The sequence below is a fragment of the Nonomuraea sp. NPDC051941 genome, assembly GCF_044593615.1.
The window spans coordinates 16,702-32,370 of record NZ_JBIUCF010000014.1; the positions used below are offsets into that span (position 1 = coordinate 16,702).

Sequence of the window (15,669 nt, forward strand, 5' to 3'; positions counted from 1 at the left end):
GGAGAGTGCTCACACGCTGTGTCTTTGCTCAGCGGGCCGGGAGCCAACCGTCCGAACAGGCGTGTTGTGAGTCGCCCGGGGGTTTGAGTCGAGGGACATTAGGTTACATAGCGGACATCCGAATGTCATGACAATATGCCATAGTGTCGAAGGTAAGCTCCATCCTGGAGGTGCTTTGTACGACCTGATCACGTTCGGGCGCTCCGGCGTCGACGTCTACCCGCTGCAGACCGGTGTCGGCCTGGCCGACGTCGAATCCTTCGGCAAGTTCCTCGGCGGCAGCCCCACCAACGTCGCCGTGGCCGCGGCGCGCCACGGGCTGCGCTCCGCCGTGATCACCGGTGTGGGAGCGGACCCCTTCGGAGAGTTCGTCCGCAGGGCGATCCGCGGGTTCGGCGTGGACGACGCCTTCGTGAGCACCGTCGAGGGCCCGCCGACTCCCGTGACGTTCTGCGAGATCTTCCCGCCCGACCACTTCCCGATCTACTTCTACCGTGGCGAGCACCCGCCTGACCTGCAGATCTCCCCGTCCCATCTCGACCTCGGGGCCATCGCGGAGACGAGCCTGTTCTGGTTCTCGCTGACCGGGCTGAGCCAGGAGCCGAGCGCCGCCGCCCACGCCGCCGCGCTGTCGGCGCGCACGTCGGGCTGGACCGTGTTCGACCTCGACTGGCGGCCGTCGCTGTGGAAGTCGCGGGAGGCGGCCCACGAGGCCGCGCGGCGGACGCTCCCGTACGCGAACGTCGCGGTCGGCAACCTCGACGAGGTGGAGAACGCGGTCGGCGTGCGCGACCCGGAGGCCGCCGCGCAGGCGCTCCTGGACGCCGGGGTGAAGGTCGCGATCGTGAAAATGGGCCCTGAGGGGGTTCTCGCGCGTACCTCCGAGGAGAGCGTGGTGGCGGAACCGGTGGAGGTGAAGGTGGTCAACGGCATCGGAGCGGGTGACGCGTTCGGCGGGGCGATCTGCCTCGGGCTGCTGCGCGGCTGGCCGCTGGAGCGGACGGTGCGCTTCGCCAACGCGGCCGGCGCGTTCGTGGCGGCCCGGCTGGCCTGCGCCGACGCCATGCCGTCCACGGCCGAGGTGGAAGACCTGCTGAACGGAGCGGGCTCTTGAGCGACCTCACCCTGCCCAGGACCTCCGGCTACGAGCGGCTCACCCAGATCCGGGCCACCCGGCCGGAGGAGATCGCCGAGGCCGCGGCCCGGCGGCAGCGGCGCGGACTGCCCGGCGAGGGCGAGCGACTGCTGATCATCGCCGCCGACCACACGGCCCGCGGCGCCCTGGGCGTACGCGACCGGCCGCTGGCCATGGCCAGCCGCGCCGACCTGCTCGACCGCCTCCAGGTGGCGCTCTCCCGCCCCGGCGTGGACGGCATCCTCGCCTCCCCCGACGTCATGGAGGACCTGCTCCTGCTCGGCGCCCTGGAGGGCAAGCTGGCCTTCGGCTCCATGAACCGGGGCGGCCTGCTGGGCTCGGTCTTCGAGGTGGACGACCGCTTCACCGGCTTCGACGCGGCCTCGATCGACGAGATGCGCCTGGACGGCGGCAAGATGCTGCTCCGCATCGACCCGGCCGACCCCGCCACGGTGGCCACCCTGGAGTCCTGCGCCCGGGCCGTCACCGACCTGGCCCGCCACCGCCTGCCGGCCATGGTGGAGCCCTTCTGGGCGCGGCGCTCCGAGTCCGGGGCGCTGCGCAACGACCTGTCCCCCGAGGCCGTGATCCGCGCGATCAGCATCGCCCAGGCGCTCGGCACCACCTCCGCCTACACCTGGCTCAAGATCCCGGCGGTGGCGGAGATGGAGCGCGTGATGGCCGCCACCACCCTGCCCGCGCTGCTGCTCGGCGGCGACCCGCCGGACATCGACGCCGCCTACGCCGACTGGGACCGCGCCCTGAGCCTTCCCGGCGTACGCGGCCTCGTCGTGGGCCGAGCCCTGCTCTACCCTCCGGATGACGACGTAGCGAAAGCGGTGGACAACGCCGCGGCACTGGTACGGGAGACCCGCGCATGACATACGTTCCGTTCGGCAAGGCCGCGAACGGCCCCTGGTCCGTCGAGATCACCCCGTCCCTGGCGGGCTGGACGTACTCGGGCCTGCGCATCGTGGACCTGGCGGACACACCGGTCTCGTTCGACACCGGCGACGAGGAGACGCTGGTCCTCCCGTTGTCGGGATCCTGCACGGTCACCACCTCCGCCGCGACGTTCGAGCTGACGGGACGGCCCTCGGTCTTCAGCGGGCCGAGCGACTTCGCCTACGTCCCGATCGGCTCCCACGTCACCCTCCGGGGCACCGGGCGCATCGCCCTGCCCTCCGCCCTCGCCACCCGCTCCCTCGAGCCCCGCTACGTGCCCGCCGACCAGGTCTCGGTCGAGATCCGCGGCGCGGGCCAGGCCACCCGCCAGGTGAACAACTTCTGCGCCCCCGGCGCCTTCGACTGCGACAAGCTCATGGCCGTGGAGGTCATCACCCCGGGCGGCAACTGGTCGTCGTACCCGCCGCACAAACACGACACCGACAACCCCGGCGAGGCGGTCCTGGAGGAGATCTACTACTTCGAGGTGGCCGGCCAGGGCAACGCCTACCAGCGCGTCTACTCCTCCGAACGCGGCCACATCGACACCCTGGCCGAGGTCTCCTCGGGCGACGTCGTCCTCGTCCCGTACGGCTACCACGGCCCCGCCATGGCCGCCCCCGGCTACGACCTCTACTACCTGAACGTCCTGGCGGGCCCGGCGGAGGAACGCTCGATGGCCTTCTGCGACGACCCCCGCCACGCGTGGATCCGCTCCTCCTGGGAAAGCCAGCCCACAGACCCGAGACTGCCGTTCGGGAGGACTTCATGACCCATATGACCGTCGCCCAGGCCGTCGTGCGCTTCCTGGCCCAGCAGTGGAGCGAGCGCGACGGCGTGGAGCGCAGGTTCTTCGGCGGCTGCTCCGGCATCTTCGGCCACGGCAACGTGGCCGGGCTCGGCCAGGCGCTGGCCACCTCCACCGAGGACCTCCCCTACCACCTGAGCCGCAACGAGCAGGCCATGGTCCACACGGCCGCCGCCTACGCCCGGGCCAGCAACCGCCTGGCCACCCTGGCCTGCACCACCTCCATCGGCCCCGGCGCGACCAACATGATCACGGGCGCGGCGGGCGCGACGATCAACCGGCTGCCGGTGCTGCTGCTGCCCGGCGACATCTTCTCCACCCGCGTGGCGGGCCCGGTGCTGCAGGAGCTGGAGGACCAGCGCTCGTACGACATCTCGGTCAACGACTGCTTCAAGCCGGTCTCCCGCTACTGGGACCGGATCAACCGCCCCGAGCAGCTCCCGTCGGCGCTGCTGGCCGCCATGCGCGTGCTCACCGACCCGGCCGAGACCGGCGCGGTGACGCTGGCGCTGCCGCAGGACGTGCAGGCGGAGGCCCACGACTGGCCGGAGGAGCTGTTCGCGCGCCGCGTCTGGCACGTCCCCAGGCCGCGCCCCGAGCGCGCCGCCGTGTTCCGGGCGGCCCAGCTGGTCAAGTCGGCCGTGCGCCCGCTGATCGTCGCGGGCGGCGGGACGATCTACAGCGAGGCCACCGAGCAGTTGCGGATCTTCGCCGAGACGTACGGCATCCCGGTCGCCGAGACGCAGGCCGGCAAGGGCGCGCTCCCGTACGGGCACCCGCTCGCCGTGGGCGCGATCGGCGCCACCGGCACCACGGCCGCCAACGCGCTGGCCCGCGAGGCCGACCTGATCATCGGCGTGGGCACCCGCTACAGCGACTTCACCACCGCCTCCCGGACGATCTTCGCTCCCGACGCCCGCTTCCTCAACCTCAACATCACCGCCTTCGACGCCGCCAAGCTGTCGGGACTGCAACTGGTCGGCGACGCCCGCGACGGGCTGGCGGACCTGGTCGAGGCGTTCGCGGGCTGGAGGGGCGCGCCGGAGGACTACCGCGCGCGGGCCGCCGAGCTGACCAGGGAGTGGGACGCGGCGGTGGACCGGGCCTACTCGCTGGAGGGCTCGCCGCTGCCCCAGTCCGCGGTGATCGGCGCGGTCAACGCCGCGGCGGCCGAGGACGGCGTGGTGGTGTGCGCGGCCGGCTCGATGCCCGGCGACCTGCACAAGCTCTGGCGGCCGAGCGGGCCCGGCAACTATCACGTCGAGTACGGCTACTCCTGCATGGGCTACGAGATCGCCGGCGGGCTGGGCGTCAAGATGGCGGTGCCGGAGCGCGAGGTGTTCGTCCTGGTGGGCGATGGCTCGTACCTGATGATGGCCCAGGAGCTGATCACGGCGATCTCCGAGGGGATCAAGCTGGTGGTCGTCCTGGTGGACAACTCCGGGTTCGCCTCCATCGGCCGCCTGTCGGAGAGCGTGGGCGCGGAGCGGCTCGGCACCTCGTACCGGCATCGCGACGGCGGGCCGCTGCCCGTCGACCTGGCCGCCAACGCGGCCAGCCTCGGCGCCACGGTGCTGCGCCCCGAGTCGGTCGCCGACCTGCGCAAGGCGCTCGAGGAGGCCCGCTCGGGTTCCAGGACCACGGTCATCTACGTACGCACCGACCCGATGGCGGACGACGCCCCGTCCTCCGAGGCGTGGTGGGACGTGCCGGTCGCGGAGGTCGGCGGCACGACCGGCGCGGCGCGGGAGACGTACGAGGAGAACAAGCGCTCCCAGCGCCTCCACCTGACGCCGCCCGCCTGACCAGGGTTGCCCCCCATCCCCCCGGGGAAGGCCTCTGACCAGGCACGATAGGGGGCAGGGGATGGGGCCGTGGCGGCTGCTCGGGTGGGTCGCGCTGATCGCGGTGGTCGGCTTCTGCCTCAACCAGATCGCCACGGTGGTCATCTCGGTCGTCGTCGGCGTGTTCATCACGGCGCTGCTGCTGCCCCCGGCCCGCTGGCTCAGGTCACGCGGGGTGAACCGCGCCCTGGCCACCGCGATCGTCTTCGTCGGCGGGATCGTGCTGGCCGGAGGGCTGATCGCGCTGCTGGTGCCGCCCACCATCGACAGCATCGCGCAGCTGCGGGTCAGCCTCACCAGGGTGCTCGACAACCTGTACGACCTGACCTCCAGGTTCGGGGTCGACCCGCGTAAGCTCGCCGCGCAGGCCAAGGAGTACCTGACCGCCCAGGGCCGCCAGATCGCCACGGGCGCGCTGGCCGGGGTCAGGACCGCGGGCGAGATCGTGGTGGGGGCGGCGGTGGCGTTCGTCCTGTCGGTGTACTTCGTGCACGGCGGCGACCGGCTCTTCCACTGGCTCGTGGAGCTCGCGCCCGTTTCGGCCAGGGCCCGCATCACCGAGACCGGCGTCCTGATCTTCTCCGTGATCGGCCGCTACATCCGCGGGATCGCGATCGTGGGTGCGGTGGACGGGTTCTTCATCGGCCTCGCGCTGTGGATCCTGGGCGTGCCCATCGCGCTGCCGCTGGCGGTGCTGACGTTCGTGGGGGCGTTCCTGCCGATCGTGGGGGCGTTCACGGCGGGGCTGCTGGCCGCGGTGGTGGCGCTCGTGGCCAAGGGCTGGCTGGTGGCGCTGATCGTGGTCGGGGTGACCGTGGCGATTCAGCAGATCGAGGGGCACGTGCTGGCGCCGCAGGTCTACGGCAAGGCTCTCGACCTGCCCGGGGTGATCATCCTGGTGGCGATCGCGGTGGGCGGCCTGCTCTGGGGGATCATCGGCGCGTTCCTGGCCGCCCCGGTGACCGCGGTGATCGTGGCCCTGCTGCACAGGCCGCGGGCCGAGCCCGCCCCTGTCACTCTCGCTCCGCCGCGACCTCCTCCAGCGACTCCCGCGACCAGGTGAGCCGCCCGGCCCGCAGGTCGTCGATGACCGCGCGCAGCCACTGGGTCTCCGCGGCCGTCACCTCGCGCAGGTATTCGATCTCCAGCATGGTGATGCGCGGCAGGTCGGCATCGTCGGCCAGGCTCGCCTCCAGCCCGGCCAGCGTTTCGGCGACCGCCCGCTCGCGCCGCTCGAGCGCCGCCGCCAGGTCCTCCGGGGCGAGCATGAGCGCGTTCGCCAGCGCGGCCGGGAACTGCGGGAACTCCTGCCTGGGCGTGGCCAGCATCTCGTCCAGCCACTTGAGCAGCGCCGTCCCGCCCTCGGCGGTGAGCTCGTAGACCGTGCGCTCGGGGTACTGCTGGTCGCGCTCGGTCTCCCGGACGCTGATCAGGCCGGCCTCCAGCAGCCGGTCGATGGTCCGGTAGAGGCCGGCCCGCTGGCCCACGTTGACGACCAGGTCCTTGCCCCACTGCTTGAGCATGCGCTGGATCCCGTACGGATGCAGCGGCTGGTGGCGCAGCAGGGCCAGCACGGTCAGGGCGAGAGGCGAGCCACGATCGAGAGCCATGGGCCAATACTAGCCTCAAAATTACTAGTTGACGTGAAACTAGTTTCACTGCAACTATCAATCTCATGAGCGACATCGAACGCATCCACACCGACCACGCCGTCACCCGGCGCCTGGGCAACTGGACCACCGCGGGCCGCTTCGAGATCCGCACCCGCTACGGCCAGACCACCGTCGACCTGCGCTCCCCCGGCCTGCCCGCCGAGATCGAGCTGCGGCTCGACCTCGACCGCGGCGTGGTCAAGCTGCTGGTCCCCGAGGACGCCACCGTCGAGCACCAGGACCTGCGCTGGAGCGGCAGGGGCCAGGTCAAGGACCACCAGGCGCCCGCTGAGGGCTCCGCGCGGCGCATCCGCCTGGTCGGCAGGGCCGCCGGCAGCGAGATCCGCGTCCGCCGCGGCGGCGTCGCGATCATCACCGCGATGTTGTCCCCCGAGTACGTACGCGACGTCCGCCAGGCCCACCGGAACGGCACCCACCCGACCGTCGACGACCCCGCCCGCACCCTGGAGAAGGCGTCGTGAAGCAGACCCCCGTCCTCATCGTCGGCGGCGGCTACGCCGGCCTCGCCTCGGCCCTCTTCCTCTCCCACCAGGGCGTGCCCTGCCTGCTGGTCGACCGCCACCCCGGCGTGTCGCTGCTGGGCCGGGCCCGGGGGATCAACCCGCGCACCCTCGAGATCTACCGGCCGCTCGGCCTGGACGAACCCGTGAAGGAGGCGGGCCGGCCCTTCGACGAGGAGGCCGGCGTGGCCCGCTGCGCGACGCTGGCGGGCGAGTGGCAGTGGCTGTTCGGCGACGAGTCCCCGCGGGCGCTGCCCGAGCTGACCGCGGGCGAGCTCTGCATGGCCGATCAGAGCACGGTCGAGCCCATCCTGATCGAGGCCGCCCGCGCCAAGGGCGCGGAGCTCTGGTTCGACACGCAGTGCCGGTCGATCGAGCCCGACGCCGACGGCGTGACGGCCGTGGTGGAGAACCGCGCCACCGGCGAGCGCCACACGATCAGGGCCCGGTATGTGATCGGCGCCGACGGCTACGGCGGCGCCACCAGGGAGCGGCTCGGCATCGCCCGCACCGGCCTCGGCCCCCTGCGGCACTTCGTGACCTACGTCATCAAGGCGGACCTGTCGGAGATCATCACCAAGCGGGCCCTGTTCTGGATCGTCGGCGAACCCGGCGGCACCGCCTCGGCGGCGTTCGTCTCCCACGCGCTGCCCGACCACTGGGGCCTGTCCCTGCTCTACGACCCGGACAAGGAGTCGCCCGACGACTTCACCGACGAGCACTGCGTCGCCGCGGCCAAGGCGGTCATCGGCCGCGACGTACCGGTCGAGATCGTCAGCAAGGCGTCCTGGACAGAGGCGGTCGGCGTGGCCGACAGCTACCGCTCCGGCCGGGTCTTCCTCGTCGGGGACGCCGCGCACGTGTGGCCGCCCGCCCAGGGGCTGGGCGCCAACTCGGCCGTCCAGGACGCGCACAACCTGGCCTGGAAGCTCGCCGCCGTGCTCGCGGGGCGGGCCTCGGACGCGCTGCTCGACACGTACGAGGCCGAGCGCCGCCCGGTGGCGCTGGAGCTGGCCGACGTGACCGTGCGCAGCCAGGCCGCCAGGTTCGGCTCCGGCTCGGAGGACGACCTGGTGGACCCGGTCACGTGCGTCCTCGGGCAGCGGTACGCGTCCACGGCGATGGCCGGGACCCCGCCCGAGTCGGTGTTCGGCGACGGGGTGTCACGACACGCCCTTCCCGGCACCCGGGCCCCGCACCTCTGGCTCTCCCTCGACGGGCGGCGGATCGGCGTCCACGACCTGTTCCACGACTCGTTCGTGCTGCTGTGCGGGCCCGGCGGGGAGGAGTGGGCGCGGGTGGCGGTCGAGGGCGTGCGGGTGTACCGGGTGGGGTCGGAGCTGGTCGACGTCGAGGGGCACTGGGAGTCGCGGTACGGCTGCGACGCCGTCCTGGTGCGCCCGGACGGCTACGTGGCCTGGCGCTCGGACGATTCGGCGAGCGAGGACGACCCGGCGACCCGCCTGACAGCCACCCTCCACCAGATCCTCCACTGACCCCGGCGCCCCTCACCGGCCCGCGCGGGGAGCGGGAGGTCAGAGGAGCAGCTCCAGCTCCAGCTCGTGCCGGATCGGGATGCCGTCGGCCTCGGCGGGAATGCCCGGCTTGAGGTCCCGCGCCCGGTCCACGCCGTTGCGGTGCAGGGCGATCAGGTCGAACCCGTACCGCTGGTAGAACCGCAGGGCGTGCGTGTTGTCGTTGGTGGTGACCAGCCAGAGCCTGGCCGCCCCGCCCTCGGCCGCGACGGCGCGCACCGCGTCCAGCAGCGCCGCCCCCACTCCCCTGCCGGGCACCACCGCGTCGATCGTGATGATCTCCACGGAGTCGCCACGCCGGGCGTACGTGATGATCCCGGCCGGCTCGCCCTCGATCTCGGCGATGAAGCCCGGCAGCGCGGCCGCGTCGACCAACTCCCCGCGGCCCAGGGCCACCACGGTCGAGCCACCCCAGCTCTCGGTCAGCACCCGGGTCACGTTCGCGAGATCTTGCGGCTCGATGGGACGCACGGATATCGCCATGTCCCTCATTATGAGATCTATGCGATGGGTAACGTTCGACTGCTTCGGAACACTTGTCGACTGGCGGCACGGCATCCGCACCAGCGCCGAGCTGATCGCGCCGGGTCAGGGGGCGCGGCTGCTGGAGGCGTACAACCGGCACGAGCACGTCGTGCAGGCCGAGTCCCCGACACTCCGCTACCGCCACGTGATGGCCGAGGCGCTCCGCAGGGCCTGCGCCGACGAGAAGGTGGAGCTGAACGAGGACGACGCCCAGGTGCTGGGCACGACGATCCCGTACTGGCCGGTGTTCCCCGAGGTGGGCGCCGAGCTGTCGGCGCTGCGCGGCGCGGGCTGGCGCCTGGCGCTGCTCACCAACTGCGACCGCGACCTCATCGCCGAGACGCGGCGGCGGCTGCCCGTGGCGTTCGACGCGGTGCTGACGTCGGAGGACGTGGGCGCGTACAAGCCGGCCGACGCGCACTTCGAGACCTTCAGGCGCTCGTACGAGCCCACTCAATGGGTGCATGTGGCGCAGAGCTACTTCCACGACATGGTCCCCGCCCACCGCCTCGGCATCCCGCGCGTGTGGATCAACCGCCAGGGCGAGCGACCCGCCGACGAGAAGATCATCCAGCAGCTGCTGCCCGACCTCGGCGGGCTGCTCTCCGTGGTCGAGAACGCCTAACGGCGCTGCTCCAGCACGTCCGCGATGCCGGCCAGGAAGGAGTCCACGTCCGCGATGAGGTAGCCGGACCGGAACAGCACGGTCGAGAACTTCGCCGCCCGCACCTCCTTGGCCGTCACCGGGAAGTCGGTCGTCCCGCGCAGGGTGGCCACGATGCGGTCCAGGAAGGCGTCGATCTCGTCCTCGTTGTAGCCGGTGCCCATGCGACCCGGGCGGAAGGCCACCCGTTCGACGCGGGCCGCCTGGGTCTCGAACCACTCCTCGCGCAGCATCTCGCCGGTCGGCTCGGCCATGGCGAGGCGTACCGGCCGCTTGGCCTGGGTCTCCAGCGCCACCACGAACGCCTCCAGGGCGAAGTCGACCGCGGTCTCGACATATCCGCCACGCTTGGCTCGGAACGTGGCCCGTCGCACGTCGTCCGCGCTGACGGGCTCCACAGTGGGCATGCCCCTGCCCAAGGTCGACTCGATCCGCCCGATCAGGGCGTCGACTTCGGCGGGGTCATAGCCTGAACGCATACCCATGACGCGTGGAAAGCGATTCAAGCCCACTCCTCTTGAGAACGTGCTGGGGGCGTCTCCATTGTGGGGCTCTTTATGCTAGCGATGCGACCCGACATATAGCGTTACAAGACCATGCGTCTGTCCAAGGTCTCCTTCCGCTATCGAAGACGTGATCCTTTCGTCATCGAAGACGTCGACACCCAGCTCGCCCCTGGCGATGTGATCGAGCTGACCGGCGTGAACGGGGCAGGCAAGTCGACTCTGCTCCGCCTCCTTGCGGGCCTCACCCGGCCCACGACCGGCACGATCGCCGGGCGTCCCGAGGCGGTCGGCTTCGCTCCCGACCGCTTCCCGACCGCCCAGCCGTTCACGGTCACGGCCTATCTGCGCCACATGTCCCGGGTACGCGGGGGCGCCCTCTGGGAGCCGTGGGCCGAGCGCCTGAACATGGGCCACCTCCTCACCGTCGCCCTGGGCGAGCTGTCGAAGGGCAGCGCGCACAAGGTCGGCCTGGTCCAGGCGCTGATGTCGGAGCCCGGGCTGCTGATCCTGGACGAGCCGTTCGCCGGGCTCGACGTGGACACCCGTGAAGCGCTCCCTTCGATCGCCGGCGAGGTGGCGGGCCGCGGCGGCATCGTCATCGTCAGCGACCACCAGGGCGGCCTGCGCTCGCTGCCCGGGATACGCCATTGGTCGCTGGTGGACGGCCGCCTCAAGGAGAGCACGACGGCGCCCGGCCTCGAACCGGTCGAGGACAGGGGGACGGTCGTCGCCGTCACGGTGCCCGCGTCCGAAGTCCACGACTTCCTCGCCAGGATGCGCGGCGAGGGTTACCTGGCCCGCGAGATCGAGGAGTCCGGATGATCGCCCTGGCCACGTTCCGGCTGGCCGCCTACATCCGTTCGCACCGCATGTTCCAGGCGCTCCTTCTGGCCTTCGCCATGCTGGCGATCCTCTACGGCAGCCGGGCGCCGCGCGGCGGCGAGGCCTCGGCCCTCACGGACGGCGCCGTGCTGATCATCCCCGTCCTGGCCTGGGCGACCAGGAGCCTCCTCGACACCGAGCCCGACCGGCAGCGCGAGTTGTCCGCGATCCAGGTGGGCGGGCGGGGCAGGGAGGTGGCGGCGGGGTTGATGGCGGCGTTCGTGACGTGTGTGGCGTTCGCGGCGCTCGGCATGGGCGCGGCGCTCCTGCTCGGCGTGAGCCAGGCTCCCTCGCGCGGCGTGCTGGCCGCCGCTCTCGTCCTGAACGCCCTGGCCGCGCTCACCGGCACCGCGCTGGGCGCCCTCACCAGCCGCGCGGTCATCAGCTCCCCCGCGCTTTCGATCATGGGGCTGCTGCTGGGGTTCCTGGCGATGCTGCTGCTCAGCTCCTCGCCCCTGCACTGGCTCACCGTCCCGCTCATCGCCTGGATGAAGGCGGCGAACGGGGGTCACCTCCTCGACCAGCTCCCCGAGCTCGGCGCCATCACCCTGGTGTGGTGCCTGATCGGCCTGGGGACGTACGTGTGGCTCCGGCGTAGGGTAGGTTAGTGAACACTCACTCACCCTAGAGGAGACGACGGTGAAAATGATCTGCCTGGGTGACAGCATCACCCGCGCACAGGTGAGCGCCGACTACGTGGCCATGCTCCGCTCCCGGCTGCCCGAGGCGACCGTGATCAACGCCGGGGTCAACTACGAGCCGTCGTCGGAGACGGTCAAGCGGCTCGACGACGTCGTAAGCCAGGACCCCGACGTGGTGACCGTACTGATCGGCACGAACGACGCGAACTCCACGCTCAGCGGGACGCTCGCCAAGACCCTGCGCAAGCGCTGGAAACTCTCCGCGGACCCCACCCCGGAGGCCTACGCCGCCAACCTCACCACCATCGCCCGCCGCCTCCAGGACGAGACGATGGCCCGCGTGGCGATGCTCTCCCTGCCCGTCATCGGCGAGGAGCTCGACTCGGTCTCGGTGCGGCGGGCCGCCGAGTACAGCGAGATCGTCCGGCGGGTCGCGGCGGCCGAGGGTGTCACGTACCTGCCGCTCAACGAGCGGATGACGGCTTACCTGGAGGAGCGGGGCCGGGCTCCCGGCATCCGCTACCAGGCGGAGGGGCGGCTGGCGCAGACCGCCGCGATGCAGCACTTCCTGCTCGGCCGCAGCCTGGACGCCATCTCCAAGGGCCGCGGCCTCCAGCTCACCACGGACAACATCCACCTGAACAGCAGGGGCGCCGCCATGATCGCCGACCTGATCGAGGGCTTCGCCGCCCGCTCGATCGCACCCCTCTAGCCCCGTTCCGCCCGGGGGAGCTCTTGGCGAGTGGGCTATTCGGCGGCTGCGAGCTGGCCGCAGGCGCCGTCGATCTCGCGGCCGCGCGTGTCGCGCACCGTCACCGGCACGCCGTGGAACTCCAGCCGCCGCACGAACGCCCGCTCGTCCTCGGGCCGGGAGGCCGTCCACTTCGATCCCGGGGTCGGGTTGAGCGGGATCAGGTTGACGTGCACGAGCTTGTTCCGGACCAGCTTGCCGAGCAGGTCGGCCCGCCACTCCTGGTCGTTGATGTCCTTGATCAGCGCGTACTCGATCGAGACCCGCCGCTTGGTCTTCGCCGCGTACGCCCACGCCGCGTCGAGGACCTCGGCCACCTTCCACCGCGTGTTGATCGGCACCAGCGTGTCACGCAGCTCGTCGTCGGGCGCGTGCAGCGACAGCGCCAGCGTGACGGGCAGCCCCTCGTCGGCGAGCTTGCCGATCGCGGGCACCAGCCCGACGGTGGAGACGGTGATGCCCCGGGCCGAGATGCCCAGCCCGTGCGGCGCGGGCTCCACCAGCCGCCGCACCGCGCCGATGACCTGCTTGTAGTTGGCCAGCGGCTCTCCCATGCCCATGAACACGACGTTGTTCACCCGGCCGGGCCCGCCGGGCACCTCGCCGGCCGCCAGCGACCGGGCGCCGGCGACGACCTGCTCGACGATCTCGGCGGTGGACATGTTGCGGGTGAGGCCGGCCTGGCCGGTGGCGCAGAAGGGGCAGTTCATGCCGCAGCCGGCCTGCGAGGACACGCACATCGTGACCCGGTCGGGATAGCGCATGAGCACCGACTCGACCAGCGCCCCGTCGAACAGCCGCCACAGCGTCTTACGCGTGGTGCCCCGGTCGGTGGTCATCTCCCTCACCGAGGTCAGCAGGTCGGGCAGGAGCGCGGCCAGCTTCTCGCGGGAGGCCGCCGGCAGGTCGGTCATCGCGCCGACGTCGGTGGTGAGCCGCTCGAAGTAGTGGCGCGAGAGCTGGTCGGCGCGGAACGCCTTCTCGCCCAGCTCGGTGACCGCGGCCCGCCGGTCGGCCATCGACAGGTCGGCCAGGTGCCGTGCGGGCTTGGCCCGCCGGGGCGCGACGAAGGTGAGCTGGCCTGGGGGCTGGGACACGTTCCTGCCTTTGCTTTGAGTGGCTGTCAATCAGGGTAATGAACGTTCGGATCGGAGGTGGCATTCCTGGTTACGGTACGGCTCGCATCGTGGCTGCCACCGGATCTACAGTCATCACGTATGGCGATTTTTCGGTCGGCATCTGGCGAGGGTGGCGCCGAGGTCGTTCTCGCCGCCGGTAACCCGTACGGCAGCCGGACGCTCGTGGTCGAGCGTGACGAGGACTCCTCGGTAGCTTACCTGTGCTCGCCCGACGGCACGGTGCACGGCGCCGTCTGGCTGGCCAACCATCGCCCCGCCCCGGCGGTGGTCGACCTGGCCCGCATCAACGCCGGCCTGCCGCCGCTGATGCCCAGGGCCAACACCCTCCACCCGGACGGCCGCAGGCCGCTCGGGCAGCTCACCGCGCTGTGGTTCGAGGAGGGGGACGGGGTCGCCCTGTACGAGGACGAGGAGCTGCTGGCGGTCATCCCCGGCTGGGCCGACATGAGCAGGGGCATGCCCGGCTACGCCCGCGACGCGGTGGGCGAGTCGCCGTTCGCGTGGGCGCTGTCGGAGGCGCTCGAAGGGCTGCAGTCCCGCCTCTCCAACGCCAGGTCCTACTGGGGCTGGCGGCACAGCGAGGGGTCGTGGCCGTCGTTCCAGCAGTTCGTGATGGGGCATCTGGACGGGGCGCTCGGTCCTGCGGGACGCTATTGGGACGCCAGCGGCGAGCGGCTGCCGACCGTCGGCATCACCGAACGGCCGCCGCATCAGGGCCGCGCCTACACCGTGCTGTCCACGGTGGGGATGAGCTGCCAGCGCATGCCCACGGTCGAGCAGTGGATCGACAAGCCGGGCGCGTACGCCAGGATCGAGCTGGCCGTGGCCACCCGCGAGGACCCGCGCGACGCGGCGCTGCTGCTGGTGTGGCTGTCGCAGTATCCGTGGCACTCGGTCACGTGGCTCGGCCACGGGCACACGGCGAAGTGGTATCACGAGCCTTCGACGTTCCCGTTGGGGCCGCGGTATTCGGGGGTCCTGATGCTGGCCAACGCACCCCACATGCCAGACATGTCAGGATTCGCGTTCGGGGGTGAGGCCGTACGGTGGCTCTGGCTCTCACCGGTCACCACCGAGACGCTGAAGGCGCAGCAGCGGTAGCTAGAAGAACAGCGTCATCAGCAGCCAGACCGGCACCAGCGTCGTCACCAGCGAGTCGAGCCGGTCCATCAGACCGCCGTGGCCGGGCAGGATCGTGCCCAGGTCCTTGATGCCGAGATCCCGCTTGATCATCGACTCGATCAGGTCGCCCACGGTGGCCAGCACCGCCGCCAGCGCGCCGATCAGCGCTCCCTGCCAGATGGCGCCGTGCATCAGCCAGACCACGAGCCACGCCCCGACGGCCGTGCACGCGATCACCGACCCGGCGAGCCCCTCCCAGGTCTTCTTCGGGCTGATCGCCGTCATCTTGTGCCGGCCGAACAGCACGCCCGCGAAGTAACCGCCGATGTCGCTGGCCACGGTCACCGCGATGAAGATCAGCACCCGGTGGTCGCCGTCGTGGAGACGCAGCATCATGGGCACGAACGCCGCGAGCATGGCGGGATAGAACAGCGTGAGCACCGAGGCCGACGCGTCCCGTACGTAACCGTCGGTCCCGTCACTGAACATGCGCCAGACCAGGAGCACCAACGCGAACACCGCGAACGTGGCCAGCAGCCACGTCGGCCCGCCCCAGTACGCGCCCGCATGCATCGCCACCAGGCCCGCGAGCACCGGCACGGCGGGCACCTTGATCCCACGGGTGGCGAAGGCCTTGATCAGCTCCATCGCGCCGACGCCCACGGCAGCGGCGACCACCGGGAGGAACAGCTCCTTGATCGTGTAGATCGTGCCGATGACCAGCGCGCCCAGCACCACACCGACCGCGATCGCGGCGGGCAGGTTCCTTCCGGTACGGCCGCCGCCGCTCGAGCTGGTGTCAGCCGTACGTTCTTCCACAGAGTTTCTCCAAGAGCCACGGCCCCCGCCACTCGGGGCGAGAGCCGTTCAAGACCCGCTACCTGCGGCCAACCCAACGCGACCACCGCAGGCCCAAGCCGCTACCCGCGACGACCCGCCGCAGGCACGAACCCCTTACCCACGACAACCCGCCGCAGGCACGAACCGCCGCCTACGACG

General features: G+C 71.3%; 17 protein-coding genes. 12 read left to right on the top strand and 5 right to left on the bottom strand.

Annotated elements, in window-relative coordinates; translation table 11 throughout:
* Positions 1-175: 175 nt before the first annotated feature.
* The 5 genes from iolC to ACIHFD_RS23605 all read left to right on the top strand — a co-directional run bounded on the left by iolC (position 176) and on the right by ACIHFD_RS23605 (position 5,795).
* A complete protein-coding gene (iolC, locus tag ACIHFD_RS23585) occupies positions 176-1,114 on the top strand; it encodes a 5-dehydro-2-deoxygluconokinase (RefSeq protein WP_350739009.1) in 939 nt (312 codons plus the stop codon).
* Positions 1,111-2,016 carry a deoxyribose-phosphate aldolase gene (locus tag ACIHFD_RS23590; protein ID WP_355209954.1) on the top strand — a complete coding sequence of 302 codons (906 nt, stop codon included), beginning with the start codon at positions 1,111-1,113 and terminating at the stop codon, positions 2,014-2,016. Before iolC ends, ACIHFD_RS23590 begins: the two co-directional genes overlap by 4 nt.
* Entirely contained in the window at positions 2,013-2,852 is an 840-nt protein-coding gene (gene iolB / locus ACIHFD_RS23595) for a 5-deoxy-glucuronate isomerase (protein ID WP_397368721.1), read from the top strand. The genes ACIHFD_RS23590 and iolB overlap by 4 nt, the downstream gene beginning before the upstream one ends.
* Positions 2,853-2,857: 5 nt before the next feature.
* Positions 2,858-4,693, top strand: coding sequence for a 3D-(3,5/4)-trihydroxycyclohexane-1,2-dione acylhydrolase (decyclizing) (gene iolD, locus ACIHFD_RS23600; protein WP_397368876.1), 1,836 nt, complete (start codon positions 2,858-2,860; stop codon positions 4,691-4,693).
* Between the two features lie 61 nt (positions 4,694-4,754).
* The gene (locus ACIHFD_RS23605) at positions 4,755-5,795 is read left to right on the top strand and encodes an AI-2E family transporter (protein WP_397368722.1); all 1,041 of its coding nucleotides are present in this window, start codon (positions 4,755-4,757) and stop codon (positions 5,793-5,795) included.
* Here the strand turns inward: ACIHFD_RS23605 and ACIHFD_RS23610 are convergent.
* A complete protein-coding gene (locus ACIHFD_RS23610) occupies positions 5,746-6,342 on the bottom strand; it encodes a PadR family transcriptional regulator (RefSeq protein WP_397368723.1) in 597 nt (198 codons plus the stop codon). The genes ACIHFD_RS23605 and ACIHFD_RS23610 overlap by 50 nt on opposite strands.
* A gap of 65 nt (positions 6,343-6,407) precedes the next feature.
* On the opposite strand from ACIHFD_RS23610, the gene ACIHFD_RS23615 reads away from it, so the two are divergent.
* Together ACIHFD_RS23615 and ACIHFD_RS23620 are read left to right on the top strand one after the other, a co-directional pair.
* A complete protein-coding gene (locus ACIHFD_RS23615) occupies positions 6,408-6,866 on the top strand; it encodes a hypothetical protein (RefSeq protein ID WP_397368724.1) in 459 nt (152 codons plus the stop codon).
* Positions 6,863-8,401 carry an FAD-dependent monooxygenase gene (locus ACIHFD_RS23620; RefSeq protein WP_397368725.1) on the top strand — a complete coding sequence of 513 codons (1,539 nt, stop codon included), beginning with the start codon at positions 6,863-6,865 and terminating at the stop codon, positions 8,399-8,401. The genes ACIHFD_RS23615 and ACIHFD_RS23620 overlap by 4 nt, the downstream gene beginning before the upstream one ends.
* A 39-nt stretch (positions 8,402-8,440) precedes the next feature.
* Here ACIHFD_RS23620 and ACIHFD_RS23625 read toward each other — a convergent pair whose 3' ends face one another.
* A complete protein-coding gene (locus ACIHFD_RS23625) occupies positions 8,441-8,923 on the bottom strand; it encodes a GNAT family N-acetyltransferase (RefSeq protein ID WP_397368726.1) in 483 nt (160 codons plus the stop codon).
* 19 nt (positions 8,924-8,942) lie between these two features.
* Between ACIHFD_RS23625 and ACIHFD_RS23630 the strand changes: the two genes are divergently transcribed.
* Positions 8,943-9,590: an HAD-IA family hydrolase gene (locus ACIHFD_RS23630; RefSeq protein ID WP_397368727.1), complete on the top strand. Its 648-nt coding sequence runs from the start codon at positions 8,943-8,945 to the stop codon at positions 9,588-9,590.
* On the opposite strand, the gene ACIHFD_RS23635 is transcribed toward ACIHFD_RS23630, so the two are convergent.
* Positions 9,587-10,141 carry a DivIVA domain-containing protein gene (locus ACIHFD_RS23635; RefSeq protein WP_350739033.1) on the bottom strand — a complete coding sequence of 185 codons (555 nt, stop codon included), beginning with the start codon at positions 10,139-10,141 and terminating at the stop codon, positions 9,587-9,589. The two genes, ACIHFD_RS23630 and ACIHFD_RS23635, sit on opposite strands and share 4 nt — an antisense overlap.
* An 84-nt stretch (positions 10,142-10,225) precedes the next feature.
* On the opposite strand from ACIHFD_RS23635, the gene ACIHFD_RS23640 reads away from it, so the two are divergent.
* The 3 genes from ACIHFD_RS23640 to ACIHFD_RS23650 are packed head-to-tail and all read left to right on the top strand — an operon-like array spanning position 10,226 to position 12,370.
* Positions 10,226-10,957: an ATP-binding cassette domain-containing protein gene (locus ACIHFD_RS23640; RefSeq protein WP_397368728.1), complete on the top strand. Its 732-nt coding sequence runs from the start codon at positions 10,226-10,228 to the stop codon at positions 10,955-10,957.
* Positions 10,954-11,625, top strand: coding sequence for a hypothetical protein (locus ACIHFD_RS23645; protein WP_397368729.1), 672 nt, complete (start codon positions 10,954-10,956; stop codon positions 11,623-11,625). The genes ACIHFD_RS23640 and ACIHFD_RS23645 overlap by 4 nt, the downstream gene beginning before the upstream one ends.
* Before the next feature lie 37 nt (positions 11,626-11,662).
* Positions 11,663-12,370, top strand: a complete 708-nt coding sequence (locus tag ACIHFD_RS23650; RefSeq protein ID WP_397368877.1) for an SGNH/GDSL hydrolase family protein — start codon at positions 11,663-11,665, stop codon at positions 12,368-12,370.
* A gap of 35 nt (positions 12,371-12,405) precedes the next feature.
* Here the strand turns inward: ACIHFD_RS23650 and rlmN are convergent, their stop codons facing one another.
* Positions 12,406-13,506: a 23S rRNA (adenine(2503)-C(2))-methyltransferase RlmN gene (gene rlmN, locus ACIHFD_RS23655; RefSeq protein WP_397368730.1), complete on the bottom strand. Its 1,101-nt coding sequence runs from the start codon at positions 13,504-13,506 to the stop codon at positions 12,406-12,408.
* Between the two features lie 120 nt (positions 13,507-13,626).
* Between rlmN and ACIHFD_RS23660 the strand changes: the two genes are divergently transcribed.
* Positions 13,627-14,649, top strand: a complete 1,023-nt coding sequence (locus tag ACIHFD_RS23660) for a suppressor of fused domain protein (protein ID WP_397368731.1) — start codon at positions 13,627-13,629, stop codon at positions 14,647-14,649.
* Here the strand turns inward: ACIHFD_RS23660 and ACIHFD_RS23665 are convergent, their stop codons facing one another.
* Positions 14,650-15,489: a phosphatidate cytidylyltransferase gene (locus ACIHFD_RS23665; RefSeq protein ID WP_350739047.1), complete on the bottom strand. Its 840-nt coding sequence runs from the start codon at positions 15,487-15,489 to the stop codon at positions 14,650-14,652. It lies immediately after the preceding gene.
* Positions 15,490-15,669: the final 180 nt, after the last annotated feature.

What these genes read in the sequence shown, in the direction of transcription:
- iolB (WP_397368721.1), top strand. Translation starts at nt 2,013, where the DNA reads ATGACATACGTTCCGTTCGGCAAGGCCGCGAACGGCCCCTGGTCCGTC.
- iolD (WP_397368876.1), top strand. Translation starts at nt 2,858, where the DNA reads ATGACCGTCGCCCAGGCCGTCGTGCGCTTCCTGGCCCAGCAGTGGAGC.
- ACIHFD_RS23605 (WP_397368722.1), top strand. Translation starts at nt 4,755, where the DNA reads ATGGGGCCGTGGCGGCTGCTCGGGTGGGTCGCGCTGATCGCGGTGGTC.
- ACIHFD_RS23610 (WP_397368723.1), bottom strand. Translation starts at nt 6,342, where the DNA reads ATGGCTCTCGATCGTGGCTCGCCTCTCGCCCTGACCGTGCTGGCCCTG.
- ACIHFD_RS23615 (WP_397368724.1), top strand. Translation starts at nt 6,408, where the DNA reads ATGAGCGACATCGAACGCATCCACACCGACCACGCCGTCACCCGGCGC.
- ACIHFD_RS23625 (WP_397368726.1), bottom strand. Translation starts at nt 8,923, where the DNA reads ATGGCGATATCCGTGCGTCCCATCGAGCCGCAAGATCTCGCGAACGTG.
- ACIHFD_RS23630 (WP_397368727.1), top strand. Translation starts at nt 8,943, where the DNA reads ATGCGATGGGTAACGTTCGACTGCTTCGGAACACTTGTCGACTGGCGG.
- ACIHFD_RS23640 (WP_397368728.1), top strand. Translation starts at nt 10,226, where the DNA reads ATGCGTCTGTCCAAGGTCTCCTTCCGCTATCGAAGACGTGATCCTTTC.
- ACIHFD_RS23645 (WP_397368729.1), top strand. Translation starts at nt 10,954, where the DNA reads ATGATCGCCCTGGCCACGTTCCGGCTGGCCGCCTACATCCGTTCGCAC.
- ACIHFD_RS23650 (WP_397368877.1), top strand. Translation starts at nt 11,663, where the DNA reads ATGATCTGCCTGGGTGACAGCATCACCCGCGCACAGGTGAGCGCCGAC.
- ACIHFD_RS23660 (WP_397368731.1), top strand. Translation starts at nt 13,627, where the DNA reads ATGGCGATTTTTCGGTCGGCATCTGGCGAGGGTGGCGCCGAGGTCGTT.